The sequence below is a fragment of the Pseudomonas saliphila genome (assembly GCF_008638345.1).
Lineage (GTDB): Bacteria > Pseudomonadota > Gammaproteobacteria > Pseudomonadales > Pseudomonadaceae > Halopseudomonas > Halopseudomonas saliphila.
This window is the reverse complement of the sequence record NZ_VTVA01000010.1, coordinates 96059-109846: the sequence shown is the minus strand read 5'-3', so window position 1 is coordinate 109846 and position 13788 is coordinate 96059. Positions and strand designations below refer to the sequence as shown.

At 56.6% G+C, this 13788-nt stretch carries 12 protein-coding genes and 2 pseudogenes; 3 read left to right on the top strand and 11 right to left on the bottom strand.

What is annotated here, in order from left to right:
- Positions 1-408 precede the first annotated feature (408 nt).
- The 9 genes and pseudogenes from FHK95_RS12515 to FHK95_RS12480 form a co-directional block, all read right to left on the bottom strand.
- Positions 409-1236 carry a secretin N-terminal domain-containing protein gene (locus tag FHK95_RS12515; RefSeq protein ID WP_178114786.1) on the bottom strand — a complete coding sequence of 276 codons (828 nt, stop codon included), beginning with the start codon at positions 1234-1236 and terminating at the stop codon, positions 409-411.
- A pseudogene (locus FHK95_RS20560) lies at positions 1233-1673 on the bottom strand (DUF7931 domain-containing protein); the annotation flags it as partial. The pseudogene FHK95_RS20560 and the gene FHK95_RS12515, both read right to left, overlap by 4 nt.
- A 162-nt stretch (positions 1674-1835) precedes the next feature.
- Positions 1836-2255, bottom strand: a pseudogene (locus tag FHK95_RS20260) (GNAT family N-acetyltransferase); the annotation flags it as partial.
- Positions 2245-3420 (bottom strand): ribosomal protein uL16 3-hydroxylase, encoded by a 1176-nt coding sequence (locus FHK95_RS12505; protein ID WP_150304962.1) that lies wholly within the window; start codon positions 3418-3420, stop codon positions 2245-2247. The gene FHK95_RS12505 and the pseudogene FHK95_RS20260, both read right to left, overlap by 11 nt.
- A gap of 78 nt (positions 3421-3498) precedes the next feature.
- Positions 3499-4869, bottom strand: coding sequence for an adenylosuccinate lyase (gene purB / locus FHK95_RS12500; RefSeq protein ID WP_150304961.1), 1371 nt, complete (start codon positions 4867-4869; stop codon positions 3499-3501).
- Positions 4870-4905: 36 nt separating this feature from the next.
- Entirely contained in the window at positions 4906-5796 is an 891-nt protein-coding gene (locus FHK95_RS12495; RefSeq protein ID WP_150304960.1) for a DMT family transporter, read from the bottom strand.
- Positions 5789-6409, bottom strand: coding sequence for a high frequency lysogenization protein HflD (hflD, locus tag FHK95_RS12490; protein WP_150304959.1), 621 nt, complete (start codon positions 6407-6409; stop codon positions 5789-5791). The genes FHK95_RS12495 and hflD overlap by 8 nt, the downstream gene beginning before the upstream one ends.
- Positions 6406-7536, bottom strand: coding sequence for a tRNA 2-thiouridine(34) synthase MnmA (gene mnmA, locus FHK95_RS12485; protein ID WP_150304958.1), 1131 nt, complete (start codon positions 7534-7536; stop codon positions 6406-6408). Before mnmA ends, hflD begins: the two co-directional genes overlap by 4 nt.
- Before the next feature lies 1 nt (position 7537).
- Positions 7538-7972: an NUDIX hydrolase gene (locus tag FHK95_RS12480; RefSeq protein WP_150304957.1), complete on the bottom strand. Its 435-nt coding sequence runs from the start codon at positions 7970-7972 to the stop codon at positions 7538-7540.
- A 407-nt stretch (positions 7973-8379) separates the two neighbouring features.
- On the opposite strand from FHK95_RS12480, the gene icd reads away from it, so the two are divergent.
- A complete protein-coding gene (gene icd / locus FHK95_RS12475; protein WP_150304956.1) occupies positions 8380-9639 on the top strand; it encodes an NADP-dependent isocitrate dehydrogenase in 1260 nt (419 codons plus the stop codon).
- A 128-nt stretch (positions 9640-9767) separates the two neighbouring features.
- Here the strand turns inward: icd and cspD are convergent, their stop codons facing one another.
- Positions 9768-10031: a cold shock domain-containing protein CspD gene (gene cspD, locus FHK95_RS12470; protein ID WP_150304955.1), complete on the bottom strand. Its 264-nt coding sequence runs from the start codon at positions 10029-10031 to the stop codon at positions 9768-9770.
- Positions 10032-10236: 205 nt separating this feature from the next.
- Between cspD and clpS the strand changes: the two genes are divergently transcribed.
- Positions 10237-10599: an ATP-dependent Clp protease adapter ClpS gene (gene clpS / locus FHK95_RS12465; protein ID WP_150304954.1), complete on the top strand. Its 363-nt coding sequence runs from the start codon at positions 10237-10239 to the stop codon at positions 10597-10599.
- Positions 10600-10632: 33 nt separating this feature from the next.
- Positions 10633-12900, top strand: coding sequence for an ATP-dependent Clp protease ATP-binding subunit ClpA (clpA, locus tag FHK95_RS12460; protein WP_150304953.1), 2268 nt, complete (start codon positions 10633-10635; stop codon positions 12898-12900).
- Between the two features lie 71 nt (positions 12901-12971).
- On the opposite strand, the gene xthA is transcribed toward clpA, so the two are convergent.
- Complete coding sequence (gene xthA / locus FHK95_RS12455) at positions 12972-13787, bottom strand: exodeoxyribonuclease III (RefSeq protein ID WP_150304952.1); 816 nt, start codon at positions 13785-13787, stop codon at positions 12972-12974.
- Position 13788 lies beyond the last annotated feature (1 nt).

Sequence of the window (13788 nt, the reverse complement as noted above, 5' to 3'; positions counted from 1 at the left end):
TTGTCGACCTGAACCCGCCATGGGCGACAGTCTCAACAGTTGGAGCAATAACGAAGAAGCAATCGAAATGAAGGTGGCGCGGAGGTGGGGGTACGAACAGATTGATGACGTGCATCTGCGCATAATGCCAAGCAGTCGCTTGACCAGGCAGAGTAATGGTCCCGTCATTCAGGCTGATACGTTTAAATCGCTTCCCCGTCCCTCAGGACAACTTCGTTCCAGTCGCAACCTCGTCAAAATGCCTTGTGGGCTGTTAAGACACGCATCGGGTCCTTTGGTTTCGGAACCGATTGGGAACCCCTTTACAGGGTCCTGGCTAGCGGGAGCCGGGCAATAATGCGACTTGCTGCGGGATAAGTCAACGCCATGTAGTGACTTTTTCGCTGCACTACAAGGCCCTGGAGCGGTTCAATCGAGGCGCTCGACCTTGAGTCGAATGGTTCCTGAGTCATGCCGGCGCGTGGTGGTTCGGCGGCCTAAGCCGCGGTCGTTGTCGGTTTCGATGTCGCCCAGCGCGCCAACCGTGACCCATTCACCAAGCCTGGTTGAAACCTGGGTATTGGTGTGCCGTACGTCGATTCGTTGATCGTCGCTGGTATTTACACGGTCATTATTGGTGCTGAGACTGATCGTCGCCGAATCGCCGCTCAGGCGAACGGTTGCATAGAAACCCTGAGTGACGTCGCGGTACTGGCTCTGCTCGACGATCCCTCCATAGGCGTCGGTAGAGCGAGTCGTTATGGGCAGACTCTGACCGCTCTGGATGTACACGGGATAGCCTTCGTTCGCGGTGACCTGGCGCACGCCGTCCGACGCACCGCGGGTCTCGCGGCGGATGATACGCGCGCTATTGGCTTCGCGAGGATCGCCCATCACCAGGCCGCCCGAGCGGTTTCCTATGCGTCCATTGACGCGGTAACCATCGGTTTCGCCCGCCGTCTCACCACTGCTGGCCACACTGATCCGCAACCGGGACGGCTTTGTATCGAGGTCCTTTACCAGCGCTCGAATCTCGGCGATGCGCTCCGGTTCTGCGCGAATGATCAATTGGCTGCCGTAGGCTGATACCCGTTCACTGTCCTGCAACATGGGCTGCACAACCGGCACCAGTGTTTCCGCCAGGCCGTGTGTGAGCGGAATGATCTCGGTGCTGGGGGCCGCGGATACAACGCCCGCCAGTAACCAGATGGCTGGCAAATGCCAGCAGCGCCGTAGTAAACCGGCGAACCGGCTCACAGGAGAAACCTGCGCAGTGCTGGGTCGGTCTGGCTGGAGGACCAGAGCTCATCAAACCTGCCGCTGTAACGTCTGACCTGATCTCGACTGTTATAGCGCACGAATCCGCTGCGCATGGTTGCCTTGGGCAGCATCAGAATGCCCGCGTCATCGACCAATAAATGCACCTGCGGATCGCGCGCAAGATCAGGATGTTGGCGGCGTACCTCGCAGAAGCTGGGGAACCGGTGCATGAGTCGCACCAGGCTGTGCCCGAGCAATAATTCCTTGGAGACATCCTGGACTAATACCCGAATGCGGGCTTTCGAATTGTTGACAATCATTTCTTCGCAACAGGCGACGAACTCCCGCTGATTGAACAGCCATAACGCCTGGTCGGGAGCATAGAGAGTCAGGCTGCGGCGTGCCTGCAATACAAGGTTGCAAGCGTGCTGCAGGGCATCATGTTCGTTAATGTCGAGCATCTCAGGCTCGATACCCAGGCGCTGCGGCTGCCGGCTGACCGGGCGTGCGCGCGCAGGTTCATCAGGGTTGTGTATTGCGAAGCGCCCGGGGGAGGTGAACTCGATGGGCTCGAGTTCATCAGAAATGGCGTCGTCGTTACGCCAGACCATGTGGCGATGTGGAATGCCCGCTTCGAGGTATTCGTCGGAATCGATGACGAAGCCCAGCCTCCGGTAAAATTCCAGTGCATGGGTTTGCGCTGAGAGCGCGAGTGCGTCGATTCCAGCACGGCGGGCATGCCTGATGACCTCGAGCATAAGCGCCTGGCCCAGACCGTGGCCGCGCCAGTCTCGCATGATGGCGACGCGGCCAATGTGCCCGTCCGGTAACAGACGCGCAGTTCCGACAGGGTGACCGTCGGTGCTCATAAGGAAGTGAACGGCGCCGGCATCGTCCGCATCCCATTCCTCATCCGCTGGTACGCGCTGCTCGTCGATAAATACCGCTCGCCGTATGTCGCGTATTGATTCGCAGCTATGCCAGTCGACTACTTCAATTCTGCTGTCATTCGTCATCGTCTCCCTCCAGCAGGAGATCTCCCTTGTCGAGCAGCTGCTGCAGGAGCGTCCAGCCCTCAGGGTCGGCTTGCCATTGCAACAGGTGTTCTGAGTCCAGATAGTCCTCATTGCAGATTAGTTGAACCAGGGGCAACAAGGAAGCGGGCAGTACGCAGTGCTCGCCGCTGGCAAACAGCACCAGCTGTTCGCCTTCAACACGGTAGGCGAGGCGAGCGCTTAGATTGCGAACCAGCCCGTAGCCCTGATTCAGAACCTCCTCCAGTTCGCCAGCCACGCCTTCTATAGGCTGGATTAGTTCGGGATAGCGCGGCTCGGTCATGAAGCGTCCAAACCAGATAGCCAGGGCGGTCTTGTCGTCCGCCGCTGCAAGCAATATGTCGCGCAACCGCTCAACGGCCGTGTCATCGATTGCAGCGGGGTCGGCCACGACAGATTGATCAGCATCACTGTATCGCTGTTGATCGTTCAGGTGTTGCCCGAGGAAGTCCGTGTAATGCACTAATACTTCGTGCTGGCTGGGCGCTCGAAAGCCGATCGAGTAGGTCATGCATTCATCTTCGGCGATGCCGTAATGGGCCAGGCCCGGCGGTATATACAGCATATCCCCAGGCGCCAGCAACCATTCCTCCTGTTGATCAAAATCGCTCAGAATCTTCAGGTCAGGGTTGTCCAGCAGGGGGCTCTCGGCATCGCAGTGCTGGCCGATCTTCCATCGCCGGTGCCCCTGACCCTGCAGCAGAAACACGTCGTAATTATCGAAATGCGGGCCGACGCTGCCACCGGGCGTGGCGTAGCTGATCATCACGTCATCCAGCCGCCAGCTCGGGAGGAACCTGAAGGCGTTCATCAGCTCTGCTACGTCCGGGACGAACTGGTCTACTGCCTGAACCAGCAGGGTCCAGTCCTGCTCTGGGAGCGTGCGGAAGTCTTCCTCGAAAAAGGGGCCGCGGCGCAGTTCCCAAGGGCGCTCCCCGTGTTCCAGCACCACGCGCGACTCCACTTCATCTTCCAGCGACAGGCCAGCAAGCTCATCGGCTGACAGCGGGTTCTCGAAATCAGGAAAGGCCTGACGTATAAGTAGTGGTTTTTTCTGCCAATAGTCTCTCAGGAATGTCTCGACTGAGAGGCTGCCTAAGGGTGATGCGCGATGAGTTGACGACATATCGAATCCTGTAACTTAAAACGCCCGGGGATGCCGGGCGTGGAGTGATGAGCGGAGAGCGTTAGCGCGGGACAAGATTCAGATACGCCGCGCCTGGTCCACCGCATTACCGATATAGGAGGCGGGCGTCAGTGTCTTCAGCTCCTGCTTGGCGGCATCGGGAATCTCAAGGCCATCAACGAATTTCTGCAGCGCAGCGGGTGTGATGCCTTTTCCGCGGGTCAGCTCTTTCAATTTCTCATAGGCATCTGGAACACCATAGCGACGCATTACCGTCTGGATGGGCTCTGCAAGCACCTCCCAGCAGCCATTCAGATCCTCAGCTATCTTCTTAGAGTTCAGCTCTAACTTGCTGATTCCTTTCAGGGTTGACTCATAAGCAATGACGCTGTGAGCGAAGCCGACGCCGAGATTACGCAGTACCGTGGAATCTGTCAGATCCCGCTGCCAACGCGATATGGGGAGTTTGCTGGCCAGGTGCTGAAGGATGGCATTGGCGATCCCGAGGTTGCCTTCGGAATTCTCGAAGTCGATTGGATTGACCTTGTGCGGCATCGTGGAGGACCCGATTTCGCCGGCGATGGTTTTCTGCTTGAAGTACCCCAGTGATATGTAGCCCCAGATGTCACGGTCGAAATCGATGAGGATGGTGTTGAAGCGAGCTACCGCGTCGAACATTTCAGCAATGTAGTCGTGCGGCTCGATCTGGGTCGTATAAGGATTGAACGTCAGCCCCAGAGTGTCTTCAATGAAGTTCTTTGCATTGGCTTCCCAATCGATCTGCGGATAGGCAGACAGATGCGCGTTGTAGTTGCCCACCGCGCCGTTGACTTTCCCTAGCAGCGGAACCGATGCGACCTGGTTGATCTGCCGTTCCAGACGATAGACCACGTTCGCCAGTTCCTTGCCGAGGGTAGTCGGGGAGGCTGGCTGCCCATGCGTGCGGGACAGCATCGGAACGTCGGCGTGCTGCTTGGCCAGCCCGCGGATATCATCCGCAATACGGCGCATGAGGGGTAGCAACACCTCATCGCGGCCACTGCGCAACATCAACGCATGGGACAGGTTGTTGATGTCCTCGGAGGTGCAGGCGAAGTGGATGAATTCGTTCACCGCCTGCAGTTCCGGAAGGCTCTTCACCTGTTCCTTGAGCAGGTACTCCACGGCCTTTACGTCGTGGTTGGTGGTGCGCTCGATTTCCTTGATCCGCTCGGCGTGCTCGAGTTGAAAGTCATCAACCAGACGGTCCAGCAACTGATTGGCCTGATCGGAGAACGGGCCTACCTCAGGCACGCCAGGATGGGCTGCCAGACACTGGAGCCAGCGAACCTCAACCTGAACACGAAAACGGATAAGGCCGTATTCACTGAATATGCTGCGCAGGCTGGCGGTCTTGCTGCCGTAACGGCCATCAACCGGAGATACGGCGGTGAGGGAGGAAAGTTGCATAGGAGTCTCGTAATTGGTCAGGCGGAAAGGGGCGAATCATACACCAGTCTGGCTGGTTTTGGTCTGCCTGGCAGGCATGGCGAGGCTTAGCAGCGTCGATGCAAAGATCAGTCCGGCGCCCAGCCAAGTCGTTAGATCAGGCACTTCGTCCCATAGCAGCCAGGCGATGAAGCCTGAGAACAGGATCGCCAGGTAGCTGAACGGGCCGATCTTGCCTGGGGGCGCTAGTGCATAGGCATGAGACATGACCAACTGGCTGGCCGTTGCGACTATCCCCACGCCAGCAAGCAGCAACAGCTCACGCAGGACCAGCGGTTGCCAGGCCCAGAACAGGGGGATCGAAGACAGCAACGCCGAGAAGGTGGCGAAGTAGAACACGATCCGGCTGGCCGGCTCGCTGTCACTCATGGCCCGAATGGAGACCCAGGCCAACGCGGCCAATAAACTTGCGCCAATGCCCACCAACCCCTTCGGGTCGAACAGGGCGCCGGTCGGCTTGGCGACCAGTAGCACACCAGTGAAACCGATCAATACCATGACCATCATTCGCGGAGTCAGCGACTCGCGCAGCCACAACCACGCCAGGATGGGCGTGAAGACCGGGGCGGCGTAGGTGAAAATCATGGAGTCGGCGAGGGGCAGGTGAGCGATGGCATAGAAAAAGCAGTACATCGCACTCAAACCGTAAAATGAGCGCAGGAAATGCCCGCCTAGGCGCTGAGTACGGAAAGGGCCAAAGCCACCCACCAGGATCATCGGCAGAAAGAACAATACGCCGACGAAATTGCGTGCGAATACGATGGTTTCGTTGTTGACGGTCAGTGATGTTTCGCGAATCAGTACACCCATGATGGAGAACAGCAGGGCGGAGAGTGTCAGTAAGGCGGCGCCTTTTCGCGGAAGGTCAAGCCGGATCAGTTCAACCATTCAAGACTGACCGGGTGGCATCCAGCAGCTTGCGCCGGGACACCAGCAATTGCCACCGATGCCCATCCAGCTGACGCCATAAACGGGCGGAACGGATACCGGCCAACAACAGCGCGCGGATCTGATTGGCCGTGGAGGGCTGCTGCAAATGCCGCATATCACCCTGGACCTGAATGCGCATCTTGAGCGTGCTGAGCGTGTCCTGATAGGTGCCGCCGAGCCCGGCCATCACGTTATCGTGCAGCAGGCCGAAGTGCTCGATCTGATTGCCGACCTGATCCAGTCTCTGGCCAAGCACCTGGAGCATATCGTCACGCTTGGCGAGTTGCCGTTCGAGGGCGAGCAAATTCATCACATAACGCAGCGCCTGCCGTTGCAGCCCCGCGGTGTCACGTTCAAGCATGGCCTGCAACGCCTGAATGCCCTGGCGTATGGGATAAAGCGACCCGCCATATACTTGCATCACATCATCGGGCGAGCGTTCAAAGATGCTCTGTAGCAAACAGCGCACGGGGGCTTCGCCGTACTGACCGGTTCGCGCCAGCTTGTCGACCTGCTGCGCTGCTTCAAATATTGCACCCAACGCAATAACCTGTTCTTCCGCCCGCGTCATACGGCTTCCTCGTTATAGGCGGCAATCGCTAGCTCGATAACGCCGCCGCCCAGACATATGTCGTCCTGGTAGAACACCACTGACTGTCCGGGAGTGACCGCGCGTTGCGGCTCATCAAATCGAACCCGATAACCGGTGTCAGTGCGCTCAAGTACACAGTGCTGATCCGGCTGACGATAGCGTACCTTGGCGGTGAGACGCACCGGGAAATCGAAAGCCGGTTCGTTGACCCAGAAGATATTCGAGCATTCCAGTGCGCTGGAGAACAGCCAAGGGTGATTGTTGCCTTGACCGACTATCAATACATTGCGCTGAAGATCCTTGCGCAGCACATACCAGGGATCGTCTCCGGCGCCTGACAACCCCCCGATGCCCAACCCCTGGCGCTGGCCGATGGTGTGGTACATGAGGCCGTGGTGCTTGCCCAGTATTTGTCCGGCGGTCGTCTCGATATTACCCGGTTGTGCCGGGAGGTACTGTTTGAGGAAGTCGCTAAAGCGCCTTTCTCCAATAAAGCAGATACCGGTGGAATCCTTCTTGCGCGCAGTCGCCAACTGGTATTTCTCGGCAATACGGCGCACTTCAGGTTTTTCCAGCTCACCGACCGGGAACAGCGTACGCGCGATCTGCTCGCCCTGAACCGCATGCAGGAAGTAGCTTTGATCCTTGTTACCATCCAGACCGCGCAACAACAGCGTTTGTCCATCGACATCGGCTCGTCGTACGTAATGACCCGTGGCGATAAGATCAGCGCCCAGCATCAAAGCGTAATCCAGGAATGCCTTGAACTTGATTTCCCGGTTACACAGGATGTCTGGGTTAGGCGTGCGCCCGGCTTTGTACTCTTCGAGGAAATGCTCGAACACGTTATCCCAGTATTCCGCCGCGAAGTTGGCAGTGTGCAGCTTGATGCCAAGCCGGTCGGACACTGCCTGTGCGTCAGCCAGATCCTCCTTGGCAGTGCAGTAGTCGGTCCCGTCGTCCTCGTCCCAGTTCTTCATGAACAGGCCTTCCACCTGGAACCCCTGTTCCAGTAGAAGCGCAGCCGAGACAGAGGAATCTACCCCGCCGGACATGCCGACGATGACGCGGGTCTGACTGGGGGTAATATCGGATGTGGAAGTCATATCAGCGAATCAAATCCAGTGGATAATGCGGTTTTTCGAGATAATCCCGAATGCAATCAAGCACAAGGTGACTACGCAGCTCAGTTGGCGTGTTCTGCAGCTGGTCGAGCGTCATCCAGTGCGCACCGATGATACCTTCGTCCAGCACGCGGGCCGCATCGTGGGCCAGGGGACGTCCGGCAAAACAGGTGCGCTGGTAGGTGATCCCGTTGCGTGCGGTGAACAGATAGAGGCCGACCAGGCTGGTGATCTCAACTGTCCAGCCGGTTTCTTCCAGTGTTTCGCGCTCGGCCGCCTCAATGAGACTTTCGTCGGCTTCCAAATGCCCTGCAGGCTGGTTTAAAACAGTACGGCCATCCTGGCGTTCCTCTACCATCAGGAACCGGCCACTGTCTTCGACGATGGTGGCAACAGTGAGGTGGGGTTTAAATCGCATACCAGGCCTCCGTAAAGGTCGCATAGGGTAGCTCAAAGCTTCTTCGGCGTGAACCATGGACGATGATGCCCTCAGGTGCCGCTGTGCTGGAATAGATTTCAAAAGTAGCTAGGATGCTGTTACTCACCGACATGTAGTGCGAATGTAGTGTTACTACATCTCGGTATCTGCGGACGCGGCGCAAGTAGCTCAGGCGACCTGAAAAGCGCGTGAGGGGCGGCGGACGCCCAAAAGTGCGTGACTTTTTGTAGGAAAACTACAACAATGCGGGCACTCATTTTGAGCTCGGTCATCTTTCATTGCTGGAATAATGATGAAGAATGACAGAGCCGTGTAGCTTATTCTCTGGTTGCAGGTTATCCGCTTGCTATCAGTCTACTGACAACGACAACACAACGGAGTCAAACATGGGATACCAAAAGATCCAGGTGCCGAACAGCGGCGACAAAATTACCGTCAATGCGGACCTGTCCCTCAACGTGCCGGAAAACCCGATTATCCCCTATATTGAAGGTGATGGAATCGGTGTCGACATCTCTCCGGTCATGATGAAAGTAGTAGATGCTGCAGTCGAAAAGGCTTACGGCGGCAAGCGCAAGATTTCCTGGATGGAGATTTTCGCTGGCGAGAAGGCCACTCAGGTCTATGACCAGGACACCTGGTTGCCTGAAGAGACCCTGCACGCAGTCAAAGACTATGTGGTTTCGATCAAGGGCCCGTTGACCACGCCAGTAGGCGGCGGCATCCGTTCGTTGAACGTTGCGCTGCGTCAACAGCTCGACCTGTACGTCTGCCAGCGTCCGGTTCGCTGGTTTACCGGTGTACCCAGCCCGGTGAAAAAGCCTGGTGATGTCGACATGATCATCTTCCGCGAGAATTCCGAAGACATCTACGCAGGCGTTGAATTCAAGGCCGGCTCCCCTGAAGCCAAAAAGGTTATCAAGTTTCTCCAGGACGAAATGGGTGTCACCAAGATCCGTTTCTCCGATATGTGCGGTATCGGCGTCAAGCCGGTCTCCGAAGAGGGCACCAAGCGTCTTGTTCGGCGTGCGATGCAGTATGCAGTGGATAACGACCGCGAGTCGGTGACCATTGTCCACAAAGGCAACATCATGAAGTTCACCGAGGGTGCCTTCAAGGAATGGGGCTATGAAGTTGCTCGCACCGAATTTGGCGCAGAACTTCTGGATGGTGGCCCATGGATGCAGTTCAAGAATCCGAAGACTGGCAAGAACATCGTCGTCAAGGACGTCATTGCAGATGCGATGCTCCAGCAGATCCTGCTGCGTCCGGCTGACTATGACGTCATCGCCACACTCAACCTGAACGGCGACTACCTGTCCGACGCGCTAGCTGCAGAAGTGGGTGGGATCGGCATCGCTCCGGGTGCGAACCTGTCAGATACGGTGGCAATGTTCGAGGCTACCCACGGCACTGCGCCGAAGTATGCTGGTCAGGATAAGGTTAACCCTGGCTCACTGATCCTGTCCGCAGAGATGATGCTGCGTCACATGGGTTGGCTGGAAGCGGCAGACCTGATCATCAAGGGAACCGAAGGCGCCATTGCCAACAAGACGGTAACCTATGACTTTGAGCGTCTGATGGAAGGTGCACAGCTGCGCAAGTGCTCGGAATTTGGCGATGACATGATCGCCTCCATGAGCTGATATCTGGTTCTGGTGCAGAAACAATAAAGCCGGCTGACGCCGGTTTTATTGTTATAGCCCAGGAACCTGAGAAAAGTAGATTGTTGCGCAGAAAGGCAGCCTTAAGCTGCCGTCCATAAAGTTGAGGATCAGTGATTGGCCGAAGCCGTTTCCTTGAGCCCTACCTTGGCGTCCTCGGGTTTCTTCTCTGTCACGGACTGAATGTTAACCGCGTGCAGGCCTTTGGGACCCTGGATGATCTCGAACTGGACAGGCTGTCCGGCTTTCAATGTACGATACCCCTCCATCTGAATTGCCGAATAATGCGCAAAAAGATCTTCATCTCGTCCATCGGCTACGACGAAGCCGTACCCTTTGGCATTATTGAACCACTTGACCTTACCGTTCTCCATTACCACATCCTCTGCTAACCCCGCCGGGGAAAATGAAACTGATTACGTACTAGCATGGACGAATCAAAAACAAGTGACCTGCACGTCATGCTTGTTTACACTTTTTAACATTGATTCACAGTAAGTCAAGGTGCCCTCAGGCAAGCTGTGTACCAGTACACAATCCCTCTCGGAGTTTTGCTCCCAGCAACAGTGATCTATCAATATGTTTTCAAAGCAAAAAATTCTACTAACCTTCGGTCAGGGGCCTGATGAACCGGAGCATGAAAAAGATCACGATATCGCGGTCGAGACCAGCAAGCCTGAGCTCAAACCGCCATCACGCTACAAGGTGGTCATGCTGAACGACGACTTCACCCCGATGGATTTCGTGGTAGAGGTACTGGAGACTTTCTTCACGCTGAATCGTGAAGCCGCAACGCAGGTGATGCTAAAGGTTCATACTGAAGGCAGAGCCGTTTGTGGGGTCTATACTCGGGACATAGCCGAGACAAAAGCGGAACAGGTGAACGAATACGCTAGGGAATGCCAGCACCCGTTGATGTGTCAGATCGAACGGGACGCGTGATAAAGCGACTGGGTCGCATGAAGAGGTGGCAAAATGCTTAATAGAGATCTCGAGATCACCCTGAACCTGGCGTTCAAGGAAGCGCGTAACAAGCGCCACGAATTCATGACGGTCGAACATCTATTGCTCGCCTTGCTGGATAATCAGGCAGCGATAGCAGTCATGCGTGCGTGTGGGGCCGATATGGAGCGCCTACGCCGCGAGTTGACTGAATTCATTGATTCCACAACCCCCTTGATCCCCAAGCACGACCACGAGCGTGAGACGCAGCCAACGCTGGGCTTTCAGCGCGTATTGCAGCGCGCGGTATTCCACGTGCAGAGTTCCGGCAAAGGCGAGGTCAGCGGGGCCAATGTGCTGGTAGCGATTTTCAGCGAACAGGAAAGCCAGGCGGTATTTTTCCTTAAACAGCAACAGATCGCCCGGATCGACATCGTCAATTATATTTCCCATGGCATCTCCAAGGTGGCCGGGGACGCTGAGCAGATCCAGCCTGATCAGGAGAGCATGGACGAGGAGGCTGGCGAAGCCGCCACCTCGAACAATCCGCTCGAAACCTACGCCAGCAACCTCAACGAGCAGGCCCGGCTGGGACGAATCGATCCGCTGGTAGGGCGCGCTTCAGAGGTAGAGCGGGTGGCGCAGATTCTGGTGCGGCGCCGCAAGAATAACCCCTTGCTGGTGGGTGAGGCGGGCGTCGGCAAGACAGCCATCGCCGAAGGCCTGGCCAAGCGTATTGTTGACGGCGAGGTGCCGGACATCCTGAATGATGCGGTGGTGTACTCCCTGGATCTAGGCGCGCTATTGGCAGGTACCAAATACCGCGGTGACTTCGAGAAGCGCTTCAAGGCACTGTTAAAAGCCTTGAAGAAACGTCCGCAAGCTATTCTTTTTATTGATGAAATTCATACAATAATAGGTGCAGGTGCGGCGTCGGGTGGGGTCATGGATGCGTCCAATCTGCTGAAGCCGATGCTGTCGTCTGGTGAGATTCGCTGTATCGGTTCCACCACGTTCCAGGAGTTCCGCGGCATCTTCGAGAAGGACCGCGCGTTGGCACGGCGTTTCCAGAAAGTGGATGTTATCGAGCCCTCGGTCGAGGATACCATCCAGATACTTCGCGGCCTCAAGAGCCGGTTCGAAGAGCACCATGACATCCGCTATACGGATGAGGCGCTGCGTGCCGCTTCGGAACTGGCCTCGCGCTATATCAATGATCGCCACATGCCAGACAAGGCAATTGACGTCATCGACGAGGCGGGCGCCTATCAGCGGCTCAAGCCAGTCGATGAGCGGCCTGAGTGCATCGATGTGGCTGAAGTGGAGGCGATTGTCGCCAAGATCGCGCGCATTCCTCCAAAGCATGTCTCGTCTACCGACAAGGAACTGCTGCAGAATCTCGATAGGGATCTGAAGTTGGTGGTGTTCGGCCAGGATGCTGCGATCGAGTCGCTGTCCACTGCTATCAAGCTGTCGCGCGCGGGTCTCAAGTCAGCAGACAAGCCGGTGGGCTCATTCCTGTTCTCGGGACCAACCGGGGTCGGCAAAACGGAAGTCACTCGGCAGTTGGCGAAAAGCCTTGGCGTGGAGCTGGTGCGTTTCGATATGTCCGAGTATATGGAACGGCATACGGTCTCTCGGTTGATCGGTGCGCCTCCTGGTTACGTGGGTTTCGATCAGGGCGGGTTGCTTACCGAAGCGATCAACAAGACGCCGCATTGCGTGTTGCTGCTGGACGAAATCGAGAAGGCGCATCCGGAGGTCTTCAACCTGCTGTTGCAGGTCATGGATCACGGCACGCTCACCGATAATAACGGGCGCAAAGCGGATTTCCGCAACGTGATCATTGTGTTGACCACCAACGCGGGCGCCGAATCGATGGCCAGAGCGTCGATTGGCTTTACCCGTCAGGACCACACAAGCGATGCCTCAGAGGTGATCAAGAAGACCTTTACTCCGGAGTTTCGCAACCGTCTGGACACAATTATCCAGTTCGGCAGACTGAGTCATCAGAGCATCAAGTCGGTTGTCGACAAGTTCCTCACCGAACTCCAGGCCCAGCTGGAAGACAAGCACGTAGTCATCGAGGTCGACGAAGACGCACGCGGCTGGCTGGTTGAGCATGGCTATGACCCGCTCATGGGCGCGCGGCCAATGGCCCGTCTGATCCAGGACAAGATCAAGCGGCCGCTGGCTGAGCAGATCCTGTTCGGAGACCTGGCCGAGCACGGGGGCACCGTCCAGATCAGTCTGCTCGACGACGAACTGGTACTGCATGTGCTGGAAGAAGAAATGGCCTGAACGTTATAGCCAAGTGACGAGCCGGTACGGGGTGAGCGCAAACTCACCGCGGACCGGCTTTTTTATTGCCTTCAGCAATCGAAAGTCGCCCAGATAGGGGCATGGTCGGAGGGCTTCTCCATCGAGCGGATGTCGTAGTCGATACCGGTATCGACGCATGAGCCAATCAGCGCCTGGCTTGCCATGACCACATCAATTCGCAATCCGCGACGGGGATCGTCATCGAAGCCGCGGCTGCGGTAGTCAAACCAGCTGAACCTGTCGTTCTCATCCGGGTTCATGTGTCTGAAGGTATCAACCAGTCCCCAGTCCTTGAGCCGCTGCAGCCAGGCGCGCTCTTCAGGCAGAAAGCTGCACTTGCCTGTGCGTAACCAGCGTTGGGCATTGACCGCACCGATGCCGATATCACAGTCCTCCGGGGAGATGTTGATATCGCCCATTACTACCAGCTTCTGTTCGGGCGTGAAACGGTGCTCGATATGCGCCTGCAGATCCGCATAGAAACGCGTCTTGGCTGGGAACTTGACGGGGTGATCACGGCTCTCACCTTGAGGGAAGTAACCATTGAAAACCACCATTTCAGAGCCATCCGGACAGGCGATAGCGGCAGAAATCATTCTGCGTTGCGACGTTTCGTCATCCGTTGGAAAGCCTTTCTCCACCCAGAGCGGTTCAGTGCGGGTCAGCAGGGCAACGCCATAGTGGCCTTTCTGGCCATGGTAAAACACGTGATACCCCAGCGACTCGACGTCAGCCAGGGGAAACATTGAATCATCGACCTTGGTTTCCTGCAGCCCGATCACGTCTGGAGCATGCTGTTCGACGATCGCTTTCAATTGATGAGGTCTTGCTCTCAAGCCATTGATATTAAAAGAAACTACTTTCATC